Below are 24,487 nucleotides of genomic sequence, written 5' to 3' on the forward strand. Positions count from 1 at the left end.
ACGCCACTGCTCGAGGGCAGTGGCACGCGTGCAGGTCACCGGCGCAGCGTGGGAGCGTGTGCATGTTTGGAATGACCGCGTTTGTCTGCCTGGCGGTTGCGGGGCTGGTCGTCGCGGGGTTCGCCCAGGCGGGCCGGAAGCGGACGCATCCGTTTTCGGTTTACGACCTGCTGGCGATGGAGCGCATCAGCGACCTGCAGGCTTCGCCCGATGGCCGCTGGCTGGCGTTCGTCGTGCGTGTCACGGATCTCGAAGCCAACAAGGGCCGCACGGACATTTGGCTCATGGCTGCAGATGGCTCCGGCCTGCGCCGCCTGACGACGCACCCGGCCGGCAGCAGCAGCCCGCGCTGGGCGTCCGATAGCCGTACGCTCTACTTCCTCTCGTCGCGTTCGGACTCCGGGCAGGTCTGGCGGCTCATGATCGACGGCGGCGAGGCCGAGCAGGTGACGAAGCTCCCGCTCGACGTGGAGTGCTTTGCACTGTCGCCGAACAATCGCTACCTCGCGCTCGCCATCGAGGTATTCCCCGACGCCCGCAAGCTCGCTGACACACGCCGACGCCTCGACGCGCTGAAAGAGAAAAAGGCTTCCGGCCGCGTCTACGAGCGCCTCTTCGTCCGCCACTGGGACACGTGGAAGGATGGTCGTCGATCGCATTTGTGGGTGATGCCCACCGCCGACGGCAAGCCTGTTGATGTGATGCGGGGCATGGATGCAGACGCGCCGGCCAAGCCTTTCGGCGGCGCGGAGGAGTTCACGTTCACGCCGGACAGCAAGGCGCTCGTATTCGCCGCGCGGGATGTCGGCCGCAAGGAAGCGTGGTCCACGCACTTCGACCTGTTCATCGCGCCGCTCGACGGTTCGCGCCGGCCGCGCGTGCTCGTTGATGGCCAGGGTGCGACCGTCAGCCAGCCGACGTTTTCGCCGGACGGCAAGACGCTGGCCTATCTCGCCATGGTTCGGCCCGGCTTTGAGGCCGACCGTTTCCGGATTGTCCTGCAGCGCTGGCGGACCGGCCCGCGGCGCGTGCTTACGGAGCGCTGGGACCGTTCGCCGGGCAAAATCGTCTGGTCGCCGGATTCGAAGACGATCTACACGGTCGCCGATCATCTCGGGCAGCATCCGTTGTTCGCGGTGAGCGCGGCGACGGGCAAGGTGCGGACGGTGGTCGCCGAGGGCAAGGTGACCGAGATCGCGCCGGCGGGTGACCGGTTGGTGTACGGTCTGTGCCACCACCGCAGCCCGGTGGAGTTGTACTCAGTCGGCGTCCGTGGCGGCCGCTCGCGCGCCCTGACGCGCATCAATGCCGCCAAGGTCGCTGCGGTGCGTATGGGCACCGCGGAGCAATTCACGTTCACCGGCTGGAATGATGAAACGGTGTACGCCCACGTCGTGAAGCCGGCAGACTTCAACCCACGGAAGAAGTACCCCGTCGCGTTCCTCGTGCACGGCGGGCCGCAGGGCTCGTTCGGCAATGATTTCCACTATCGCTGGAACCCGCAGGTGTACGCCGGCGCGGGCTACGCCGTGGTCATGGTGGATTTTCACGGCTCGACCGGCTACGGGCAGGCGTTCACCGACGCGATCCGCGATCACTGGGGCGATCGGCCGCTGGAGGATCTGCAGAAGGGTCTGGCAGCGGCCCTCGCACGGTACAAGTGGCTCGATGGGCGGCGCGTGGCGGCGTTGGGTGCGTCGTACGGCGGCTACATGATCAACTGGATGCACGGCAACTGGCGCGGCCGGTTCCGCTGTTTCGTCTGCCACGACGGCAATCTCGACGAGCGCATGGCGTATTACGAGACCGAGGAGTTGTGGTTCCCCGAATGGGAGCGCGGCGGCACGCCGTGGGGGCGGCCGGAAGCGTACGCCCGGCACAACCCGGCGGACCACGTGCACAAGTGGCGGACGCCGACGCTGGTGATTCACGGCGGCAACGATTTCCGCGTGGTGGACACGCAGGGCCTGGCGACGTTCACCGCCCTGCAACGCCGCGGCATCCCGAGCCGCCTGCTCTATTTCCCGAACGAGAACCACTGGGTGCTGAAGCCGGCGAACAGCATCCAGTGGCACGAAGAGGTCATCGGCTGGCTTGATCGCTGGACAAAGAAGCGGCGATAGGCCCAGCGCCGGCCCCGGTGAACCCGCCTCTCCTGCACGACATGGGCCGATTGCGATCACAACTCGACGTCTTCAAGCCCGCCGCGCCGGCACGCGTGCATCTGCTGCTGGCGGCGATGCTGTGGTCGGTCGTCGGGGCGCTGCTCGCGTTTTTCGGCGGTCGCTGGCTACTCGCGTCCAGCGCGCCATATGGCGCGCTACTGCTCCTGCCGGCGGTCGTGATCGGCCTCCTCAAGGCTCGCTTCGTTCTTGACCGCACCGCCGCCCGCATCGTGACCCGCATTCGGGCGCGTGGCGACGGCCGTTGCGTAGGTGGCTTTCTCTCACTTCCCACCTGGGGATTCGTCGCGCTGATGAGCCTGTTCGGGTACCTGCTGCGCCACAGCCACGTGCCGCGGATGATCGTGGGTTTCATCTACGTCGCCATCGGCGTGGCCTTGCTGGTCGCGTCACGCCGCATCTGGCGTGTCACCGCCGGCTGACAGCGGCATATCGGGAGCGCTTGCGGGGCGGCGTCTCCGTATATTCATGCCTGCGTGAACACTGCCGCGGCGGCGGTGGCGCTGTCAGTTTGGCAGGGCGCACGCCACGGTGGGGCGTAAGCCGATTGCCATAACCCACCATCGCAGAATGGCTTGCAGCGAAACCGGGCCTACCCAACTTGTGGTATCGACCTTGCTTCCGGCGACATACGGATAGTCTGCGCCTGGCGATGATGCCGGCGCTCTCTCTGTAGGGAGATTGAGATGTCGAAGATCATCGGTATCGACCTCGGCACGACGAACTCGGTGGTCGCCATCATGGAAGGTGGCCAGCCCAAGGTGCTGATCAATGACTCCGGCTCGCGGCTGACGCCGTCGGTTGTCGGGTTTACGGATAAGGGTGAACGGCTGGTCGGGCAGCGGGCTCGCAATCAGCAGGTCACGAACCCGATCAACACTGTTTTCTCCATCAAGCGCTTCATGGGCCGGCGGCACCGCGAGGTGTCCAGCGAAGAGAAGACGGTGCCCTATACGATCGTCGGTGGGCCGGACGAGCTGGTGCGCGTGAAGATCGGCGACAAGGAATACGCGCCGCCGGAAATCTCGGCCATGGTCCTCCGCGATCTGAAGGCCACCGCCGAGCGCTACCTCGGCGAGACGGTGGATCGCGCGGTGATCACCGTGCCGGCGTATTTCAACGATTCGCAGCGCCAGGCGACCAAGGAGGCCGGGCAGATCGCCGGCCTGAAGGTCGAGCGCATCATCAACGAGCCGACCGCCGCGGCCCTGGCGTACGGCCTGGAGAAGAAGGCCAACGAGAAGATCGCAGTCTTCGACCTGGGCGGCGGTACGTTCGACATTTCGATCCTCGACGTCGGCGAAAACGTCTTCGAAGTGCTCAGCACGAACGGCGATACGCACTTGGGCGGCGATGACTTCGACAAGGTGCTCATCGACTACCTCGCCGAGGAGTTCCGGCGGAAGGAAGGCATCGACCTGCGCAACGACCCGATGGCCCTCCAGCGGCTGAAGGAAGCTGCCGAGCGGGCGAAGTGCGAGCTCTCCGGCAGCATGGAGACGACGATCAACCTGCCGTACATCACGGCGGACGCGAGCGGGCCGAAGCACCTGCAGATGACGCTGACGCGCGCGAAGTTCGAGCAGCTCGTGGAGCACCTGGTCGAGCGGTGCCGCGGGCCGGTCGTGCAGGCGCTGAAGGACGCGAAGCTCTCGCCGAAGGACATCGATGAGGTCGTGCTCGTCGGCGGGTCGATCCGCATCCCGATGGTGCAGCGGTTGGTGAAGGAGATCTTCGGCAAGGAGCCGAACCGCAGCATCAACCCGGATGAGGTCGTCGCGGTCGGCGCGGCCATCCAGGGCGCCGTCCTCAGCGGTGAAAAGTCGGACATCGTCCTGCTCGACGTGACGCCGCTGTCGCTGGGCGTCGAGACGCTCGGCGGCGTGATGACCGTGCTGATCCCGCGCAACACGACGATCCCGACGAGCAAGAAGGAGATTTTCTCCACCGCGGCCGACAACCAGCCGGCGGTGGACATCCACGTGCTGCAGGGCGAGCGCAAGATGGCGGACGCGAACCGAACGCTGGGGCGGTTCCAGCTCACGGGCCTGCCGCCGGCGCCGCGCGGCCTGCCGCAAATCGAAGTCACGTTCGACATCGACGCGAACGGCATTCTGAACGTGTCGGCGAAGGACCTCGGCACGGGCAAGGAGCAGTCCATCGAGATCAAGTCGTCGTCGGGCCTGAGCGATGACGAGATTCAGCGGATGGTGAAGGACGCCGAGTCGCACGCGAGCGAGGACGAGGCCAAGAAGAAGCTCATCGACCTGCGCAACCAGGCGGACCAGCTCGTGTACTCGACGGAGAAGACGTTGAAGGAGCACGGCGACAAGGTCGATGCCGGCACGCGCGGCGAGATCGAGCAGGCCGTGAATCGGTTGAAGGACGTGCAGAAGGGCGAAGACGCCGGCGTGATCCAGAAGGCGATGGAAGAGGTCACGGCCAAGTCGCACAAGCTGGCGGAGGCGGTCTACAAGTCAACCGGCGCGAAAGCCGCCGCGGGCGCCGCCGGCCCCGCCGCCGGCCCGCCCCCTCCGGGCGCAGAAGGCAAACCCGGCGGGAAGGATGACGACGTGATCGACGCGGAATTCGAAGTCAAAAAGTAGCCGCCACCGAGCTGATATCGTTCAACGAGTCCTAAGTGGCCGACCGCCGAGTCGGCCGTCGATCAGCCGACCAGAGTGGAGTCCGACCTCGGGGCGGCTCAAGTACTTAATCGGGACGCGAGCCCGCGGGAGTGCGCAGCGCAACATGCCCACGTATGAATACTTATGCCCCAAGTGCGGTCACGTCTTCGAGGAGTCCCTGGTAAAGATCGGCGACGACTCGCCGAGGCCGTGCCCCAACTGCCAATACGCGAAGGCTGCACGCAAGCCCTCGACGTTCTCGGCCGGCCATTCGCAGCCGAAAGCCTCAGGCTGCACGCCGCGCCGCGGCTGAGGCCTGCGCCGCTAAGCCCTGGTCGAGGGCGGCACAATCGAAGATGTCGCTGCGCGTACCCCCCGGCTGTTGCGGATCAGCACCGCGGGCTGCGGACGGCGCGCGGCAGTTTCTAACCGACCGCTGTGATGGTGTGTGCCTTGGCGGCCGCTGCCGCCCTTGCGAAATTGGGACCCGCCCGTTCTCCTACCGCCTTGGAGGTGCCGAATGCGCTCATTTCCGCAGACAACCATGCTATGGACGGCCTTGGCGGTGACGGCTCTGGCTCAGCAACCCGAACGCGACTATGTCGCCGAGGCCGAGGCGGCGTACATCGCGGGTGAATATGCGCAGGCAGCGGCCCTGTTCGAAACGGCGATCCTGGCTGGCCAGCTCTCCGCGCCCGTCCTATACAACACCGCCTGCTGCTACGCCCTCACCGCCCGCGTCGACCGCGCATTCGAATGTCTCGACCGGGCCATCGCCGCCGGCTGGCGCGACGTTGAGCATGTGCAGAACGACGCCGACCTGCGATCCCTCCACGACGACGCGCGCTGGGCGGAGGTCCTGAAGAAATGCACCGCCGCGCGCGAGCGTTTCCGCCGGTCACTGAAGAAACCGGAACTGTACGACGAGCTCATGCGCCGCATGCAGGCCGACCAGCGCGTACGGCAGGGGCCCGCCACCGATCCGACGGAGATGCGCAAGATCGATGACGACAACACGGCGTGGCTCAAGCGCGTGGTCGCCGACCATGGCTGGCCGACCATCAGCCTGGTCGGGGAGGAAGGCGAACTGGCCGCGTTCCTGCTCATCCAGCACGCGGGGCCGAAGCAGGAACTCGAGTTTCAGAAAAAGTGCCTGGACTTGATGAAGACCGCGTTGGAGAAGAAGGACGTGCGCCCAACCAGCGTCGCCTACCTCACCGACCGCGTGCTCATGTACGAAGGCAAGCCGCAAATCTACGGCACGCAATTTGTGCTCAAGGATGGCACGTATCAGCCCTACGCGATCGAGGACGAAGAGCACGTCGACGCCCGCCGGGCAGCGCTCGGCCTGCCGCCCATGACGGAAACCAAAGCGCAGATGCGCGCCCTGTCACCGACCCCGACCCAACCGGCATCCCAGCCCGCCACGCAGCCGGCGTCGCAGCCCGCCAGTCAGCCGAAGTAATCGCGGACGCGGCGCGTGCTGTGACGCGCGCCAGTGTGTAGGTCGATTCCTACGCGCGAATGCAGGTCGCGCCTATGGAAACGCACACGGTGGCCTGCTACCGTGCGCGCTAGACACATCGGTTTCGTTGCCAAGCGGAGAGCGGTGGGGGCGGGCGCGGCACGAGCTGTCGCCCGCTTCCCTCGCGTGACAGGCTGCGGCACATGGCGGTGATGATCCAGATGATCGTGGCGAGGTCCGTTCGAACCAGGCATGGAGGACGAAACATGCGAACCAGAATCCTGTTGGCTTGTGTCCTGACCAGCGCAATGGTGGCAACGGCGGCTGCGCAGGAGCTGACGCCGCTCGAACAACTCGGCAAGTTCTTGTTGTTTGACAACCAGTTGTCGACGCCGCACGGGCAGTCGTGCGCGGCTTGCCATGCGCCGGAGGTGGGTTACACCGGACCGCACAGCACGATCAATGCACACGGCGCCGTGTATCCGGGTGCCGTGCACACGCGCTTCGGCAACCGGAAACCCCCGACGGCGGCGTACGGCGGCGACAGCCCCGTGATGTACTACGACCAGGATGAGGGGCTCTGGGTGGGCGGCATGTTTTGGGATGGGCGCGCCACGGGCTGGACGCTGGGTGACCCGCTCGCGGAACAGGCGATGGGCCCGTTCCTGAATCCACTGGAGCAGAACAACCCCAACGCCAAGCTGGTCTGCACCAAGGTTGCCCAATCGAGCTACGCCGGCCTGTTCGAGGAAGTGTGGGGGCCGGGGTCGCTCGACCCGGTGAAGGACGTGGCGGGCACGTATGAGCGGATCGCCCGTTCCGTCGCCGCGTTTGAGAGATCCGCCGAGGTTAACCCGTTTACCTCGAAGTTCGACTATTACCTGAAGGGCGAGGCGGAACTCACGGAGCAGGAAGCCTGGGGCCTGGAGCTGTTCAACACAACGGGCAAGTGTGCGCTCTGCCACCTCAGTGATGGCCCGGCACCCTTGTTCACCGACTTCACGTATGACAACCTCGGCGTTCCGCGCAACGGCGAGAATCCGTTCTATACCATGCCGCGGCGCTGGAACCCCGACGGCTGGCTGTGGGTGGACATGGGCCTGGGCGGGTTCCTCGAAGCGGCCGGCTATCCGCCGGAGATGTTCGAACCCGAGCTCGGCAAGCACAAGGTGCCGACGCTCCGCAACGTCGACCTGCGGCCCTACCCTGACTTCGTGAAGGCGTTCGGGCACAACGGCTACTTCAAGTCGCTCGAAGAGATCGTGCACTTCTACAATACGCGTGACGTCGAGCCCTGGCCGGAGCCGGAAGTGCCGATGAACGTCAATAGCGACGAGCTCGGCAACCTCGGACTGACGCAGGACGAAGAGGCCGCGATCGTCGCGTTCATGCGGACCCTCTCGGACGGGTATGTGGAGACACGCCTGGCAGAATGACGCCTGGCACGCTCCGCGGGGTGGCAGCCAACCGGCTGTCTGGCGCGTGGATCGTGTATCGACGGGGTGCGTAGCGGCGGCGGTGAGTCGGCGCCTTGGGCGCCGCGAACCGTCGCCGCCCGTTTTGCCGCGCGAAAAAAGTCCTGTCGCACAGCGGGGCCCGCTGGTTGTCTGCGGGCCGCGCCAGCAGGTCGGGACATGCCGTGTACGCCATGCGCCGGCGACCGTTTCGTGCCGGCCGGGTTCATGCTAAAGTCTCCATAGCGAGGCCGCGATGTACCTGTTGGCGCTGTTGCGCTTTGAGACCCCCGGCTATCTCGCCCTGCTGGCGGTGCTGCCGCTGCTGGTCGTGTGGTCGTATCGTTCGCTGGCCGGGCTGGGGCCGGTGCGCCGCGTGCTGGCGATTGTCGCCCGCTGCGTGGTGGTGGTGGTCATGGTGCTGGCGCTGGCCGGCGCCCAGCGCACGCAACGCATCGACGACCTCTCCGTCATCTTCCTCGTTGATCGGTCCAAGAGCATCCCGCCCGACCTGCAACGCCGGGCGTTTGAGTACCTGCAGCAGGTGGGCGCGAAACGCGCGGGTGACGACCGCATCGGCGTGATTGCGTTCGACGGGTCGGCCGATGTCGAGCAGTTGCCGATGGCCGCGTTCGCCGTGGATACCCCCGGCGCACCCGTAGATCCGGACCAGACGAACTTGGCCGCCGCGGCGCGCATGGCCTTGGCGCTGCTCCCCTCGGACACCGCCGGCCGGCTGGTGCTGATCACCGATGGCAACGAGAACGCGGGCGACGTGCTGGCCGAGGTGGGCCGGCTGGCGGCCACAGGCATTCCGATCGACGTGTTGCCGATCTACTACGATCATACCCACGAGGTCGTCTTCGAAAGCCTCAAGGCACCGCCCACCGCGACCGCCGAGGAGACGATCAACCTGCAGATGGTGCTGCGCGCCCAGCAGCCGACCGCCGGCAAGGTGCTCCTGTGGCACAACGAGACGCTCGTCGATCTCAACGGCCCCGCAGCCGGCACGGGCTACCCGGTGGAATTGACGGCGGGGCCAAACCGGCTGGCGATTCCCGTGCCACTGCGGGTGGCGGGCGCGCATCGCTTCCGCGCGCAGTTCGTGCCGGACGTCGCGGAGGCCGACGCGATTGAGGACAACAACACCGGCCAGGCCTTCACGGTCGTATCGGGGCAGGGCAAGATCCTGATCCTGACGACCACGAAGGACCTGAGCAGCGCCCAGCCTTCGGCCGAGATACTGCAGCGCGCCCTGGAGTCGGAAAAGCTGGTCTGCGACATCGCGGTGGCCGGCCAGAGCGTGCTCGACCAGGTGCGGCTGCTGGAGTATTCGGCCGTAATTCTGTCAAACGTGCCGGCCGGCGACCTGCGGGACGATGAGAAGACCGCGCTGGCGGTGTACGTACGCGACCTGGGCGGCGGCCTCGTGATGGTGGGTGGCGACGATTCCTTCGGGGCCGGCGGCTGGCTGGGCAGCGCGGTCGAAGAGGTCATGCCCGTCAGCTTCGACATCAAGCACAAGCGGCAGTTCCTGAAAGGCGCGCTGGTGCTGGTGATGCACGCCTGCGAGATCGAACAGGGCAACTACATCGGCGAGCGCTGCGCGATCGAATCGGTGAAGACGCTCAGCAGCCGCGACCTGGTCGGCGTGCTGGCGTGGCAGTGGCTGGGCGATCAGCAGGGTCACTGGGCGGTGCCGCTGCAGGAGGTCGGGGCGCGGACGCCGGTGATCAACGCCATCAAGAAAATGAGCATGGGCGACCTGCCCGACCTTGACGCGGTCATGCGGCCCGGCGTGGAGGCCCTGCTGGGGCGCAGGGACGTCGGCCCGAAGCACATGATCGTCATCTCCGACTTTGACCCGTCGGCGCCGCGCGACGACCTGCTGAAGGCGATGAAGGACAACGGCATCACCTGCTCGACGGTGGCCATCGGCTATGGCGGGCACTTCGTCGACGACGCCAAGGCGGACGGAATCGCGCGGGCGACCGGCGGGCGCTTCTACCGCGCCAATGACTTCAGCAAGCTCCCACAGATCTTCATCAAGGAGTCACGCGAAGTCCGGCGTTCGCTGGTGCAGGAGACGCCCTTTCAGCCGCAACTGGTGAACCCGCTGTCGCCGGTGGTGCCAGGGCTGGCGGGGGATGGCGTGCCGGAACTGGGCGGGTTCGTGCTGACGACGGCCAAGCCGCTGGCGGACGTGCCGCTGGTGCGCAAGGCGGAGGAAGGCAGCGACCCGGTGCTGGCGCACTGGCAGGTGGGACTGGGCAAGACCGTCGCGTTCACGAGCGGCCTGTGGGCCCAGTGGGGGGCGAACTGGGCCGAATGGCCGAAGTTCAGCAAGTTCTGGGCGCAGGTGGCGCGCTGGACGTCGCGGCAGTCCGAGGCGGCGGCGTTCGACGTCACCACGACCGTGCATGGCGGCAAGGCGCGACTGCGGATTGACGCCCTCGACAAGAACGCGGACGCGATCAACTTCATGGAAGTCGCGGGCAGCCTGGTGGACCCGGGGCAGCGGGCCCAGCCCCTGCGGCTCGTGCAGACCGGGCCGGGACGGTACGAGGCGGAGTTCGATGCCCGTGATCGGGGCAACTACATCGTCAACCTGGCGTACCGGATCGGACAGGGCGCGCAGACGCAAAGCGGCTCACTGCGTACGGGCGTCTCGGTGGCCTATTCGCCGGAATACAGCCGGTTGCAGCCCAACCTCGCGCTGCTGGACGAGATTCGCACACGCACGAAGGGTCGCCAGCTCGGCGTGGAGGACGCCGCGACCGTTTTCGACCGGGCGGGGCTGACGCGGACGGAGGCGCGCCACGCGCTCTGGGAGACACTCGTCCAGTGGATGCTGGTCCTGTTCATTCTGGATGTCGCCATCCGGCGGATCGCCATCAACCCGCTGGAGGTTTACCGCCACGCGCGGCGGTTCCTGGCGGAGCTGGCGGGCCGGGGGCGCCCGGCGAGCGAGGCGGCGGCCGTGCTCTCGACGTTAAAGGGGGCGCGGGACCGCGTGCGCGAGGAGCAGCGCGCGACACAGGCCGGCGCGGAAGGCGGCGGCCCGGCGCCCGGCACGCGCTACGAGGCGCGCACCCCGGATACCAAGGCCACGGAGGATCTGAGCCGCGCGCTGGGCGGGGCCACCCAGCAGGATGCCCCGGTCGTGGCGCGTCCCACGGGCAGGAAACCCGCCGTTTCGGAGGGTGAATACACGTCCCGGCTGCTGAAGGCGAAACGGCGGGCCCGCGAGGACATGGACAAGCGGGACGATCAGGGGTAGGGTGCGGAGCTTTTCCGGCGAGGCCGGCTCGGTCAGCAGGGGGCGGGCGCCGCCAGCCCCGAGGCGTTGGGATTTTGTGTCCGACGAGGTACGGTGTTTATGCCTGTCTCGGAATTGTTGGAATTGGCCCGCTCGGGCGGCTACGACCGTTTCGAGAGCCGCTGTCTGGAGTTGCTGGAGAGCGGCACGCTGACGCTGGGGCAGCTTGTCGGGCCGTTCGAGGAACTGGAGCGGGCCGGCCAGGCGGAGCGGCTGGCAACGTTGACCCAGATGGTGCTGGAGAACGCGGACGCGACGCGCGATCCGGCGGCCGCACTGGCTCTGGTGCGCGTCGCCCTGATCGCCGCGCCGAAGAACGACGACCTGCGCCGCACGACGATCGAGCTGTATCGCCGGCTCTATGGCCAAACGCCCGGGTTCGAGGTGGTGCTGGCGGCATCCGGCATCAACGGCGGGCGACCGGTGCGCAATGCGCTCAAGCTGCTCGACCTGTGTTTGTCGCTGCAGCCGGGGGACACGCTGATCAGCCGCATGGACGACCGCGTGGTCGAGGTGGCCGAAATCGATCGTGAAAAGGGCCTGTTCACGCTGCGGCGCGAGGGACGAACGACGACCGTCCCGGCGCCCGAGGTGACGCGCGAGTATGACCGCATCGCCCCCGACGACTTCCGCGTGCTGCGCCAGCTGCGACCGGAGCAGCTCACCAGCAAGATCGAGGACGACCCCGTGGGCGTGGTCATCGGGCTGATCCGTGCCCACGACGGACACATTGACGCTGATCTGCTGAAGCACGAACTCGTGCCGAAGTACATCGAGACACGCGACTGGTCGCGCTGGTGGACCAAGGCCCGCGGACTGCTGAAGCGTTCGCCCCACGTCGTCATCGAGGGCCGCGCACCGGTCATTCTGTCGTACTGCGCGGCAGGCCAGACGCACGAGGAGGAGACCTGGGACGCCCTGCAGGGCCAGAACGACCCCATCGAGTGGATGAGCACGATTGAGAGCTATCTGCGCGAAAAGGCGTCACGCCACGAACCGCCGGACGAGGCTTTCCTGCGCCGTTTCCACGAGCACGTGATCAAGTACATCGCGGCCGTGGAGAGCCGGCGACCGGCCGAGGCGTTGGCCGGTGCCCTGGTGGTGGAGCGACTCAGCGAGAAGGGGCTACCGAGTGACGACGCGTCGCGCGGGCGGGCGGTGGCCATGCTGCGGGCCGCGGCCGATCCGGGCTTGCTGCTGCGCGGCGTGGAGCACGAAGGACTGCGCGAGCGCGGGCTCGATGCACTGCGGGCCGCACGCCCCGACGACTGGGCGCAGTACGCCCTCGCCTGGCTGCCGACCGCGACCGCGGGGTTGCTCGACAAGATCGTGGCGGCGGCCGTGGCCGCCGGGCATGCCGACGTCGTGCAGACCTTCATCGACACGGGCCTGAGCAACCCGGTCGCGCACCACGAGCTGCTGTACTGGCTGTGGAAGGGGCCGAAGCAGAAAGACCAGTTGCGGTTGCCCAGCGATGACGAGTTGTTCCGTCTGATCCTCGACGAACTCAGCGCGCTGGGCCGCACCGTCACCGCGGCGCCGGAGGTGGTCAAGGCGTTCCGGCAGCGCATGAAAACGGCGCTGGCCATCCGCGACTACGACAAGGCGCGGCAATGCCTGCAGCGCGCCAGTGAAGCCGCCGCGATCACGCTGCGACGGCAGTTGCAGCGGCTGGAGGGCCTCGGCGAGAACGTCCCCGCCAAGCTGCTCGACCTGCTGCGCGACGTGCATCCGCAACTCTGGGTGGTGCAGCGCCAGCAGGTCGCGCCGTGGGAAGATCGCGAGACGCTCTGGTGCACCTCGGAGGGCCTCGCGCGCCGCACCGCCGAGCGCGACGAGATCGTCAACGTGAAGATGCCGGAGAATGCGAAGCGGATCGGCGAGGCGGCGTCGCATGGCGACCTGAGCGAGAATTCGGAGTACAAGTTCGCCCTCGAGGAGCGCGACCTGCTGCGTGCCCGCGTCGCCGCGATCAACGATGAGCTCTCACGCGCCCGCACGCTGACACCGCACGACGTGCCTCACGACCAGGTCGGCATCGGCTCGCGCGTCACGGTGCGCGCCGTCAGCGATGGACGCGAACGTGTCATGACGTTCCTGGGGCCGTTCGAGACGGATGTGGAGCGCGGCATCTACAGCTACCTCGCGCCGGTCTCGCAGAAGCTCATGGGCCGGCAGGTGGGGGACCGCGTCGTGGTCACCGCCGATGGCGCCGACACCGAGTGGGAACTCATCGGCCTGGCCAACGCACTCACGACCCATTGACGTGGGTCACGCGACTCAGCCGGCGTGCAGCCCGGTCCAGACCAGGTAGCCCGCGTACGCTGACAGCAACAGGAACCCCTCCCAGCGCGTCACGCAGCGCCCCGTGCCGGCCACGATGTAGAACAACACGCCGGCGGCCATCATCAGCGGACCATCCCACCAGAGCACCGCGGCGCTGACCGGCAGCGGCTGGATCAGCGCCGCCAGTCCGGCGACGAAGAGCACGTTGAAAATGTTGCTGCCGACGACATTGCCGATCGCGATGTCGGGCTGCCGTTGGCGCGCGGCGGCGACGCTGGTCGCCAGTTCTGGCAGGCTTGTGCCGACGGCGACGATCGTGAGGCCGATGGCGCGCTCGCTCACCCCCAGCCACCGGGCGAGGCCGACGCCGCCGTCGACCATCAGCCGCGCCCCGCCGATGAGCGCCGCGATGCCGAGCACGACCAGCACGACGTTGTACCACGCGTGACGGGCGTACCCGGTGACCGGTACCGCCTCGACCTGGTGCACATACGTGGCCCGTCCGAGTCGATAGGTGGAATACGTGTAGATGATCAGCCCGAGCACGAAGCACGCTCCGACGGCCCGGCCGATTCCGTGCGTGGCCCACGCGACGGCCAGGAATGCGAGCGACGTGACAAGCATCGCCGGGCCATCGACGCGCAGCAGGTTGCCGGCCACCGTCAACGGCCGGAACGCGGCCGCGAGCCCGATGATGAGCAGGACATTGCAGATGTTGCTGCCGACGACGTTGCCCACGGCCAGGTCGGGGGCCCCCTGACCGGCCGCCAGAATCGTCACGGCGGCCTCGGGCGCGGAAGTCCCGAAGGCGACAACGGTCAGGCCGACCACGAGGGCCGACACGCCCAGGGCCCGCGCCAGGCGCGCCGCGCCGCGGATCAGGACCTCCCCGCCGATCGCCAGCACGACCACGCCGCTCACGAGTAACAGTGAATGAATCAGCCAGGACATCGACACCACACTCTCCGGGCCCGCGGCACGCCGACCCGCCTTGGCAGCGAGCGCACAGCATCGACGCGACCAGCGCGCTTGGCAAGCGCCCGGGCCGGGTTGCCGCGCCGGGGCATTGCGGTAGAATCCTCCCCGCCTGATCCTGGCGCGGTTGGCCGGCGCGCGCCCGCGCGCCGCCGCACGCGGCAATTCGCGAAGGAACGCAAGCCGTGGCTCTGATCCTGTCTGAAGCACACTCGTATGCTCCGCACATCTTCTGGGTCTGGCCGTTCGTGGCGATTCTGCTCGCCATCGCCATCCTGCCGCTCGTGCACCGCGCGGCTCACTGGTGGGAGCACAACCGCAACAAGTTGCTCATCGCGCTGGTGCTCGCGGCCATCACGCTCCTCTATTACGGCTTCCGTGGCCAAGGCGTGGTGAAGCACGAGAAGGAGCATGCCGCTAGCCAGCCAGTGACGGAGTCGATCACGTCCCAGCCGGAGAGCCTGCCCCACGCGGCGGCGCCCGCGCACGCGCGCACGGAGAGCGGCCTGCCGACCGTCGGAGCCGTGCTGCATCACGCCGTGCTCGCCGAGTACATCCCGTTCATCGTGCTGCTCTTCAGCCTGTACGTCATCGCGGGCGGCATCGTTGTACGCGGCGATATCCGGGCGACGCCGGCCGTCAACACCGCGATTCTCGCGACCGGCGGGCTGCTGGCGAGCCTGATCGGCACGACGGGCGCGGCGATGGTGCTGATCCGCTTCCTGCTGAAGACGAACTCGGAGCGGACGCGCAAGGTCCACACCGTCGTGTTCTTCATCTTCATCGTGGCCAACATCGGCGGCTCGCTGCTGCCGATCGGCGACCCGCCGCTGTTCCTCGGCTACTTGATGGGCGTTGATTTCTTCTGGACGCTGCGGCTGTGGAACGTGTGGCTCTTCATGCTGGCGCTGCTGCTGGTGATCTACTGGTGCTGGGATACGTGGGCCTACCAGCGCGAGCCGGCCGCGGCCCTCGCGCGCGACGAGACCCAGATCCAGCCGATGCACGTGGCCGGCCTGCTCAACATCGTCTGGCTGCTCGGCGTGGTCGTCGCCGTCGCCACCCTCGACCCCAGCAAACCGTTTCCCGGGACGAACTGGCACGCCTTCCCATACCTGCGCGAGATCGTGCAGCTCGCGATGGCGGGGCTGTCCATGCTGACGACGGCGAAGGCTCTGCGGCGGGAGAACCAGTTCAACTTCGTCGCGATCGGCGAAGTCGCGTGCCTGTTCATCGGCATCTTCATCACGATGCAAGTGCCGATTGAAATCCTGCAGACGAAGGGGCCGGAGCTGGGCCTGACCCAACCGTGGCAGTTCTTCTGGGCCAGCGGCGTCCTGAGCAGCTTCCTCGACAACGCCCCAACGTACGTCGTGTACTTTGCCACCGCCGGCACGCTGGCGCCGCCGGGCATGACGCTCATGCACGGGGTGCAGACGGCGACGGGCTCGATTCCGGTCGAACTGCTGATCGCAATCAGTTGCGGCGCAGTGTTCATGGGCGCGAACACCTACATCGGCAACGGCCCGAATTTCATGGTCAAGGCCATCGCCGAGCAGTCCGGCGTGAAGATGCCGAGCTTCTTCGGCTACATGGCCTACTCGTGCCTGATCCTGATTCCGCTGTTCGTGCTGGTAACGGTCATCTTCATGCGGCTGTAGAAGCAGGCACGAAGGCACGCAGGGGGGTGGAATGCGCCAAGCCCGCAGCCACGCTGGCGAAACAAAGTCATCGTTGCAGCGGCAGGGGGTGAATGGGTACCATGGAAATGAGGTCGCGACTCGCGATCAATCGGGCTGGACGATCAGCCCGTGGCGGCATTTCCAGGCCTCGGATACGTGGGAGACAAATCATGAGAGCGTTGCGTTGGCGATGGGTGCTGCTGGGCACCGGGCTGGCGGTCTTCGTCCTGGTCGGCGCGGCTTGCACGCCACCCGCCACGGATGACGCGAATGACCCGGCGGGCGACGACGCGAACAGCCCGCCGGCGAGCCTGGCGGAGATCCTGGGCGTCGATGCGGCAAACGTGGACCAGGCCTTCGTGGATGACGTGACCACCCGCTTGGCCACGCTGGCTGAAACCGACACTGCAGTCCAGGCCATCTTGCAGGCCGATGGAATCGACGCGGCCCGCGACCAACTGTTGACTCTGCTCGGAGAGCAAGCCGACATCGCGCAGGTGATCGCGACGGCGGCGGGCGTGTCGATCGAGTACACCGACGGATTGCGCGCCGAAATCGTGCTCGACCAGGGTGACCAGGATCCCAATATCCAGGAAGCCGCAACGGCGCGCGGGCTGCAACCGGCGATGCCGATCGGCAAGGATCTGGCCGGGCGCGCCAAGGTCAAGCCCAACTCGAAGAAGACCGTCTACCTGTGCCCGCACTACTGGGAGCGCGAACCATGGGCGGACGACGTCATCGCGACGGCGAATGCGCGTTTCGACGCCTGCCAGCTCGACCGCTTCACCGTGTATACGGGGGAGCAGTGCACGATGAGTCGGTTTCTCAAGTTGGCCGATTATGGCGTCGTCCACATTCACTCACACGGCACCCCCTGGCCCAGCGAGAAGAACGTGGAGAAGGTCTACCTGATGACGGGCGAGATCGCGGACCCACTCACGATCGGCCTGCTGAAGCTGGCCGGCATGATCCCGGACGAGGTGATGGTCAGCCGGTGCGAATACCTCGAGCCCGGCCGCCGGGAAATCCTGATCAAGCTGAGCGCCGCAGGCTTCAAGCGCGGCAACAACTTCACGACCAGCCGGCCGCTGGTCTGGCTCGGCTTCTGCTACAGCGGACAGGGCGGCTGGCCGGACGCCGTGTCGCTCGACTGCGGGGCACTCGCGGTGCTGAGCTTCAATGACGCGATCGACGCAGGCAAGAACACGGACTGGGCGAAGTCGATGTACAACATGCTCGGCGACACGACCTACTGGGCGCCGGTAGAGGTGGGGTTCTGGTTCGACAACACGGATCACGACTACTGGACCCCGATCGATCCGAACGCGGCGGACCCGGATTTTAAGAAGGTCACGCTGCAGCTCACCGGCGTGCGCTCGACGGTGCTGTGGGAGGAACTGCAGCCGGCACTCATCGCCGACAACTGCCTGGAGCGCGCGGTGCGCAACGTGCTGAACAAGCCCGACGGCGAGCTCACGACTGCCGACCTGGAGCAGGTGACGTACATCAACGCGCGCAACGTCGGCATCAGCAGTCTTGCCGGGCTGGAGGCGTGCAAGAACCTCGACTACCTGAACCTCGGCAGCAACGAGATCGAGGACCTGTCGCCGCTGGTCGGCCTGACCAAGCTGACCGGGCTCATCCTCGACGACAACAACATCACGAACATCAGCCCGCTGGCGGGCCTGACGACGCTGGTGAATCTGGACCTGGCGCGCAATCACGTCACGAGCGTGACGCCCATCGCGGGACTAACGAAGTTGGCCGAGCTGCGCCTCCACTGGCAGCGCAACCGGGAGCTGGCGAGTGCGGTCGGGGTCGAGAGCATGACGGAGCTGACCTGGCTGAGCGTCGACGGCAACAGCCTCACCAGTCTGGGCCCCGTGTCCGGGCTGACGAAGCTGCAGACCCTGAACGCGGGCTACAACGAGATTGCCAGCGTGGCCGATGTCACGGCCCTGGCGAGCCTCATATCGCTCCGCCTCGATGAGAATCCGATCACGGACATCGGCCCGCTGCAGAGCGCGGCGTTCGCGGGGCGCTACATCTACATCACGCTGAACTGCTGCGATCTGGACGAAAACTGCGACCCGGCCCAGGGCGACACCGCGGATTGCCAGGTCGTGGAGGCCCTCGAGGCCGGCGGCGCCTTCGTCTCCTGGGGCGACCGCGACTTCTGCGGCACCGACCCGCCGCTAAGCTGGCCAGACCCGAAAGAGCCCTGCTCCCCGTAGAAAAGGGGTCGGGAGTCTTTCTGCCGCGCGCACTCGCCGCCGCGGGGCGAAGTGCGACCGTGGCCGGTCTTGACCGGCTGGCTCCTGATAGCCGCCACCCGGGAGAGACGGACGACAGCGCATGTATGGAATTCCAAGCGACGCCGACTGGAGCTTCCTGGTCGGCAAGGAACTTCTCCAGGTGTGCATTGGCCTCCATCAAGTAGCGCTGCGGTTCGATGGCGAAGTCGCGGTGAACATCGAGTGTGACTTTGAGCACCTCCGGCCAGCAATGGACAAACACAGCCAAGCAGCCCTATCCACGCAGGCCACGACGCTCGTGTCACTGCTTGGCTCCCGAATTGAGAGAGCGACCAGCGAGGCTAATCAGACGCTGGCGTTGTCGTTCACGAACGCCGAAGTCCTCAAGGTCCACGACGATAGCGCGTCGTATGAATCATTTCAGGTGCTTGCGCCAGGGATACAGATTATCGTCTGATCTAGCTGTGGACCCGCTCGCTCGCGCTCGGGGCTCTGATTGGCTGCGCGGCCCCGCGCGCTGCCGCTCGGGGTTCTGGTTGGGCGTGGGCTATAGCGACCAGACGTGCACCACCGCCGCGTTGGCTTCGCCTTCGCCCAGGCCGCGCTCGACCATGAAGAGGCGCCGGCCCGCCGCGTCGAACGCCATGCCGCCCATGTTCCAGCACGGGGCCGTTTGCAGATAGAACTCCGTCGGCCGCCAGATCGTGTACGGCACGACCACCCACGGATCCTGCTCGCCCTGCGCCGATTGGCCGATCGCATGCACGTCGTAGAAGATGACCTGCCGCTCGTACGGCTGGCAGTGATAGCCGTGGGCCTCGCTGCACGGATCCTCGCAGTCCACCGGCGGCTCGTCGTAGCAGTTCGAGCCCAGCCCTTTGTAGCCCAGTAGCAGAATAGCGCGGGCCGTCGCGCTCTCGACGAACGCACCGCCCGTCCAGTCGTCACACATCGTGAAGTCGGGGTAGTCGCAGTTATTCGGGTCGCCGACGTTGGGCCCGCCGCAGTCGGGAAACGCCACGCGATAGTACAGCATCGGCAGCGCGTCGAGGTTGCCCGTCGCGGTGTCCGTGTCCCACGCCTCGAACGCGAAGAGTGTCGGCCCCTGCGAGCCGCCGTCGATCGAAACGGGGTTGGTGCCGGTGAGCGGCGTGCCGCGCGACCGCCCCGTGACCAGCGTTCGACCGCCGAGGTACTCGTCCGCGTACCACGCCGGCACGGTGAACAGATAAGCTCCCATCTTGCGGCCGTGATACGGCGATTCGTCCGGGCCGACCTGGAACATGCCCTGCGGGCTCGAGCCGTCCAGGTTCGCCATCCAGATCGTGGGGAACGTCGCTTCGCCCACCACCCCCTCGGCGTACCAGAGCACGAGCGAGCCATACAGCTTGTCCTGCGTCTGCGAGCCACGCCGGGCCACATATTCGATATCAGCGATGTAGGTGTATTCCCGGTGCACCGTGGCCGCGAGGCCGCCGTCGAACGCCGTCAGCGCCGTCAGGATGGTCGCTTCGGGCAGGTCCTCCCAGTTGGCCGCCGTGGCGAGCGCTGGAATCGCGACTTCGCCGTAGTACGCCCGGCAATTCCAGGACGCGTCATAGCACGACTCGCCCGGATGGGCCGGGTCGGACGGGAGCTCGAAGCCGGTGACGAGCAGCGAGCCCGCGCCACCGTTGCCGAGCGGATAGTAGGAGACGCCGTGTGCGCCCCAGTTGAAGTCCGCAGGCAGACGGAACGCGCCCTGGTACGTGAAGTCAGCGGGCTGGAGCCGCTCTGCCGGCACGCTGCCATCATCGGCGGGCGTATTGTTGTCCGTCGGATTGTTGTTGTCGCCGGTGGGTGTGTTGGCGTCGCCGTTACCAGCGGGTGGGCGGCAGGCGAGCGACGTGCCGAGAGTGACGATCAGGGCGAGGCACAGTGCGGCCATGAACTGCGCACGGGGCATGTTTCGACCTCCCTGCGGTTTCGAGCTGGCGGCGGTCTGCCGCGATCGACGACGGGATGGCCTCGGAGTGAAGCACCGCCGGCGTCGGCGCGCGCATTGTATCAGCGCGTGGGACGCTCGGGGTGGTGCGCGTCAGCAATTACCCGCGTGAGACCTACGCTGCGGCGTGTGAACAAGGCTTGGACCGCGGCCTAATCGTCGTTGTCGTCGTCGAAGTCGAACGGGTCGATGATGATGTCGCCGTGGTCGGTGGAGACGTCGATGCCGATCCAGTCCAAGGCGGCAGTAACCGGTCGCCAACAGCCATCGAGGTCGACGAAGATCGCGGATAGCACAAAGGGCAGGACAAAAGCCTTGCGAGTGATGCGGTTCATGCGCGCGCTCCTTTAGCGGTATAGATGCCAGGCTGCCGGCGACGTTAGGGCAGCGCATTTACAAAAGCGCCCGTAAGCGCGCACGGCGACGGTCGCGGCACCGGGCTCCGGCGGGCGACGCGCTTCCGCGGCGGCGGTAGGATGCCGGTGTGGAGGTTGGCCGTGCGTCGCCACGCTCTGGGCGCCATGGTGCTTGTTGGATGGCTGGCAGTTGCCCTGTCCGGGGGCTGTCAGACGCCGCCTACACGAACCGGCGTTGGCGCAGAGCAAGCGTGGGCGAGGTGCATGTTGCTGATCCCGCTCGCGTACAACGATGGCGCCGCGGTGCCGGCCGAGGTGCAGACGCGGCTCCTGGACCAGTTGTACGCGCGGTTCGGCGGGTACACCATGGCCGGCGTGGTCGCGGGTGCGTATCGCATGGCGGATGGGTCGCGCGCCGACGAGCGCTCGCTGGCGATCTGGGTTGCCGTGCCGCCGGAGCGGATTGACGAGGTCCGACAGGCGGCGGCGGAGATCGCACGCGAACTGCGGCAGGAGAGCGTATACTTTGAGGTTACGCGCGGGACAGTGGAATTCGTGGAACCGCGCGATACGGAGAGAGTGTATGACGTCCAGAGAGATCGTCCGGCGGGCGATCACGTTCGCTGATCCGCCCCGGTTGCCCATGAAGTTCGATATCGTCGGCGTGAATGACTGCTACGACGTTTGGACCCGCGACGCGGCGGGCTGGACGTGGGGCTTTCCGGGCGACCGCATGGCGGACGAGTGGGGCTGCGTCTGGGGCAAGACCGCCGTCGCGAACTCGGGCCAGGTGGTCGCGCACCCGCTCCGCGACGTGACCAAGCTGAAGGACTACCGCTGGCCCGATCCGACCGACCCGCGCCGCTACGTGGATTTTGAGGACCAGCTTTCGCGCGCCGGCGACCGCTTCGTCATGTTCTGCTTCGGGCACGGCCTGTGGGAGCGGCTGCACATGATGCTCAGCATGGAGCAGGCCATGCTGGCGCTGACGCGGCACAAGGACGAAGTCCATGAAATCCTGGACCGCATCCTGGACTTCCATCTCGTCGTGCTGCGCAGGTGCCAGGAGATCGCGGGGGGGCGCATCGACGCGGCGGCCATGGCGGATGACTGGGGCGTCCAGGATCGCGCGTTCATCAGCACGAAGATGTTCCGCGAGTTCTTCAAGCCGCGCTACGCCAAGTGGTTCGCCGAGATCAAGGCCCTGGGCATGCACACGTGGATGCACTCGTGCGGCAAGATCAACACGATCGTGCCCGAGCTGATCGAGTGCGGCCTCGAGGTCATCAACAACCAGCAACCGGAGACCGTTGGACTGCGCGAGTTCGGCGACGCGTTTCGCGGCAAGATCTGCTTCGAGGCGATCGTGGATACGCAGAGCACGCTGCCGCGCGGCACCTACGACCAGATCCGCCAGCAGGCCCGCGATATTTGCGAGTACTACGGCACGCCGCATGGCGGCCTGATCGCGAGCGACTATAACGACGCGGAGGCCATCGGCGTGACGACCGACCGCCGCTACGTCATGTTTGAGGCCTTCGCGGAGCATGGCGGCTTCCCGGACTACGAGGAAACCCTCGCGCAAGTGCGCCGTGGCGAGCGCAAGCCGCTGCCGTCGTGGGGTCGCCAGGCGGAACAGTAGGGCATCCGCGTCTCCAAAGCGCAAAGACGAGTGTTTCAGAACTGAATCACAGCGTGCCTGAACGCGGCGCGCTGGGGCGGGAGGGTATGCGCCCGCGCGAACTGAATGCCGATAGGTGTCACCGTAGCGTGTACGCCGCCCGACGTGGGCGCGGACTGGCGGAGCGGGCAACCGGAGCAGGACGGGCATGATGACACCGGCACTGAGCGGGATGCACCTGCTGATCATTGACGACGACGCCGATTTTCGCCGGGTCGTGGTCGCGCAGTTGCGCAGCGCCGGCTGCGCGGCGTCCACCGCCGCCTCGTACGAGGAGGGGATTCGAGTTCTCGAGGGCGATGACTCCATCAATGCGGTCTTGCTGGATCACCCGACGGTCAGCAGTCGCGTCGTGGGGGTAGTCGACACGCTGCGGCGCGCGCGGCCGAGTGCGGCCATTGTGGGCAACAGCGGCTCGGATCGCCGACGCGAATTCGCGCTGGCCGGCGTGAGTCGCTATCTGCAGAAGCCATGGCGCCTCGATGACTTGGCGCGCGTGCTGAGTACGCGCGTTGAGGCGTGCGTGACCTGCGGCCGACGGTTGCCACTCCGGCTGCCGGTGCCGGGTGAGCAGGGCGAGAGCTGGGTGTGTGCCTCGTGCGGTGCGCGGTACTTCGCGCTACTCGATGAATGCGCGCCGGAGGAGTTGCGGCCATACGCGACCCGCGCCGATGCCGTCGCGCCGCAGCGGTCGGCTGGGCCCTGAGGCCGCCGCGACGCGCGGGAACTGCCGACCGAGGTTGTGGGCGCGGAGACTGCGGGGGCTCGCGTGGCAAAACCCCGGTACGGGCGGGTCTTGCGCCCGGCGGCGGGGTGCGGTAGGTGGCGCATGTCCTCAGACTTTAGAGTACCGGGCATGTCGGAACGCCGCGGCGGCGGAGAGGTCTGCTTGCAGGGTTGATATTATCGGTCGTTTTAAAAAACGTCGTGGATCGGCTTCGCTCTCGGCCGCAGGTATTCGATGAATAGGCTAGATGCATAGATTTCGCGCATGCGCCACCGGCGGGTGAGGTGCGCCCATGAAACCCGTCCTCTTCATCATCTGCTTCACGCTGGGCGTTAGCCTTATGATCTTCAGCGGCTACGTGCCCCAGTCGGCCAGCGCGCGCGGCAACGGCGACGCGACGGAAAATGCGTCCGCGCGCGCGGGCCATGCGGACGGGCAGGAATTCGTCCGCACGGTCACGCGCCGCGTCGGCACCAGCGCGCCCGGCGGCGAGACTGAAGAAACGGGCGTCACGGGCGCCGCTGATGACGTATACGCCGCTCCCCCCGAGCCGGTGGCAGCGCAAGATCAACCGGCCGCCGAGAATGGAGAGCCGGCACCAGATCTGCCGGAGCCGCCGCCCACGCCGGAGCCGGACGCCGGGGACGCGTCCGACGAGCCGGAGTCCGAGCCGCCGCCGGAGCCGGACGTGGCGCCGCTGTTCGCGGACGCGGGGCCGGATCGCGTGATCTGGCTGGGGTGGGACGAATTGCCGCTGGACGGCAGCGCGACCACGGGCTCGGGCGTCACGTGCGAATGGCAGCAGGTGAGTGGGCCGGCCACTCTCGTCATCGAGAATCCGGCCGCGCTGGTGACGGTGGCGCGCGGACTGCGGGCGGGGCAGCGGGCGAGCTGGCGCGGCGTGACATACGAGTATGAGTTGACGGTCACCGACGCGGCTGGCGAGCGGGACGTGGACACGGTGAAGTACATCGTGCAGGCCGCCCCGCCGTTGAAGATCAAGCCGACGCCGGAACGCCGCTTCGAGTGGCAGGACGGATTCGAGTTGGCGTACTTCACGGCGTGGATCACGAACCTCGAGAGCTACGAGGCGGTTTTTGAGGTCACGTCGCCGACGGAACTGCGTTTCACGCGGATCACGGGGGGGCTGGCGGAGCTGTCGGGGCGCAAGTCGGAGGGCGTGTTCGTCTATCAGTTCACAGTTTATGCGCAGGCCGGCGAGGCCACCTCGTGGGTGGAATACCTGGCAGACACGGAGGACAAGGTGCCGGCGGTAGTGCAACTGGGCGTGAATTGGGAAAGTCCGTAGCGGAGGCACGGACGCCGGGCGCGGAGCAGGTGGTCGTCGTGAGCATGCTGCTGTGGTTTGTGGGCTTCGGGCTGATGCTGGCGAGCTTTACGTTCCTGTTTGGCCGGTCGGAGGACGCGGACCAGCCGCGCATCAGCGTGGAGCCGTGGTGGCCGGAACAGGACCAGCGCTGACCGGCGGCGCG

Annotated in this window: 17 protein-coding genes and 1 pseudogene; 15 read left to right on the plus strand and 3 right to left on the minus strand. The window is 67.0% G+C overall.

The annotated features are described in order from the left end of the window. The first annotated feature begins 71 nt into the window (after positions 1–71). The 8 genes from KA383_03720 to KA383_03755 all read left to right on the plus strand — a co-directional run bounded on the left by KA383_03720 (position 72) and on the right by KA383_03755 (position 13,313). Complete coding sequence (locus tag KA383_03720; GenBank protein ID MBP7745215.1) at positions 72–2,123, plus strand: S9 family peptidase; 2,052 nt, start codon at positions 72–74, stop codon at positions 2,121–2,123. A 41-nt stretch (positions 2,124–2,164) separates the two neighbouring features. After that, on the plus strand, positions 2,165–2,605 hold the full coding sequence (locus KA383_03725) for a hypothetical protein (GenBank protein MBP7745216.1): 441 nt from the start codon (positions 2,165–2,167) through the stop codon (positions 2,603–2,605). Between the two features lie 264 nt (positions 2,606–2,869). Continuing rightward, on the plus strand, positions 2,870–4,789 hold the full coding sequence (gene dnaK / locus KA383_03730) for a molecular chaperone DnaK (GenBank protein ID MBP7745217.1): 1,920 nt from the start codon (positions 2,870–2,872) through the stop codon (positions 4,787–4,789). Positions 4,790–4,934: 145 nt separating this feature from the next. Further along, positions 4,935–5,123, plus strand: coding sequence for a zinc ribbon domain-containing protein (locus KA383_03735; GenBank protein ID MBP7745218.1), 189 nt, complete (start codon positions 4,935–4,937; stop codon positions 5,121–5,123). Between the two features lie 231 nt (positions 5,124–5,354). After that, positions 5,355–6,275: a hypothetical protein gene (locus KA383_03740; GenBank protein ID MBP7745219.1), complete on the plus strand. Its 921-nt coding sequence runs from the start codon at positions 5,355–5,357 to the stop codon at positions 6,273–6,275. A 266-nt stretch (positions 6,276–6,541) separates the two neighbouring features. Then, positions 6,542–7,711, plus strand: a complete 1,170-nt coding sequence (locus KA383_03745) for a cytochrome C (GenBank protein MBP7745220.1) — start codon at positions 6,542–6,544, stop codon at positions 7,709–7,711. 274 nt (positions 7,712–7,985) lie between these two features. Further along, positions 7,986–11,009 (plus strand): hypothetical protein, encoded by a 3,024-nt coding sequence (locus tag KA383_03750; GenBank protein ID MBP7745221.1) that lies wholly within the window; start codon positions 7,986–7,988, stop codon positions 11,007–11,009. A gap of 99 nt (positions 11,010–11,108) precedes the next feature. Next, positions 11,109–13,313, plus strand: coding sequence for a GreA/GreB family elongation factor (locus KA383_03755; protein ID MBP7745222.1), 2,205 nt, complete (start codon positions 11,109–11,111; stop codon positions 13,311–13,313). A 15-nt stretch (positions 13,314–13,328) separates the two neighbouring features. Here KA383_03755 and KA383_03760 read toward each other — a convergent pair whose 3' ends face one another. Further along, complete coding sequence (locus KA383_03760) at positions 13,329–14,276, minus strand: calcium/sodium antiporter (protein ID MBP7745223.1); 948 nt, start codon at positions 14,274–14,276, stop codon at positions 13,329–13,331. Positions 14,277–14,473: 197 nt separating this feature from the next. Here KA383_03760 and KA383_03765 point away from each other — a divergent pair. From KA383_03765 to KA383_03775, 3 genes and pseudogenes are all read left to right on the plus strand, one after another. After that, a pseudogene (locus KA383_03765) lies at positions 14,474–14,656 on the plus strand (sodium:proton antiporter). Positions 14,657–16,161: 1,505 nt separating this feature from the next. Further along, positions 16,162–18,225: a hypothetical protein gene (locus KA383_03770; protein ID MBP7745224.1), complete on the plus strand. Its 2,064-nt coding sequence runs from the start codon at positions 16,162–16,164 to the stop codon at positions 18,223–18,225. A 121-nt stretch (positions 18,226–18,346) separates the two neighbouring features. Further along, entirely contained in the window at positions 18,347–18,703 is a 357-nt protein-coding gene (locus tag KA383_03775) for a hypothetical protein (protein ID MBP7745225.1), read from the plus strand. Positions 18,704–18,793: 90 nt separating this feature from the next. On the opposite strand, the gene KA383_03780 is transcribed toward KA383_03775, so the two are convergent. Further along, a complete protein-coding gene (locus KA383_03780; protein MBP7745226.1) occupies positions 18,794–20,191 on the minus strand; it encodes a hypothetical protein in 1,398 nt (465 codons plus the stop codon). A gap of 191 nt (positions 20,192–20,382) precedes the next feature. Then, positions 20,383–20,565 (minus strand): hypothetical protein, encoded by a 183-nt coding sequence (locus KA383_03785; protein MBP7745227.1) that lies wholly within the window; start codon positions 20,563–20,565, stop codon positions 20,383–20,385. A gap of 285 nt (positions 20,566–20,850) precedes the next feature. On the opposite strand from KA383_03785, the gene KA383_03790 reads away from it, so the two are divergent. From KA383_03790 to KA383_03805, 4 genes are all read left to right on the plus strand, one after another. Next, positions 20,851–21,213 (plus strand): hypothetical protein, encoded by a 363-nt coding sequence (locus KA383_03790; GenBank protein MBP7745228.1) that lies wholly within the window; start codon positions 20,851–20,853, stop codon positions 21,211–21,213. Further along, positions 21,170–22,228: a hypothetical protein gene (locus tag KA383_03795; protein MBP7745229.1), complete on the plus strand. Its 1,059-nt coding sequence runs from the start codon at positions 21,170–21,172 to the stop codon at positions 22,226–22,228. The genes KA383_03790 and KA383_03795 overlap by 44 nt, the downstream gene beginning before the upstream one ends. 187 nt (positions 22,229–22,415) lie before the next feature. Then, complete coding sequence (locus tag KA383_03800; protein ID MBP7745230.1) at positions 22,416–22,973, plus strand: response regulator; 558 nt, start codon at positions 22,416–22,418, stop codon at positions 22,971–22,973. A gap of 313 nt (positions 22,974–23,286) precedes the next feature. Continuing rightward, positions 23,287–24,303 carry a hypothetical protein gene (locus KA383_03805; GenBank protein MBP7745231.1) on the plus strand — a complete coding sequence of 339 codons (1,017 nt, stop codon included), beginning with the start codon at positions 23,287–23,289 and terminating at the stop codon, positions 24,301–24,303. Positions 24,304–24,487 lie beyond the last annotated feature (184 nt).

Source organism: Phycisphaerae bacterium (genome assembly GCA_017999985.1).
In the GTDB taxonomy this organism is placed as follows: Bacteria; Planctomycetota; Phycisphaerae; order UBA1845; family Fen-1342; genus JAGNKU01.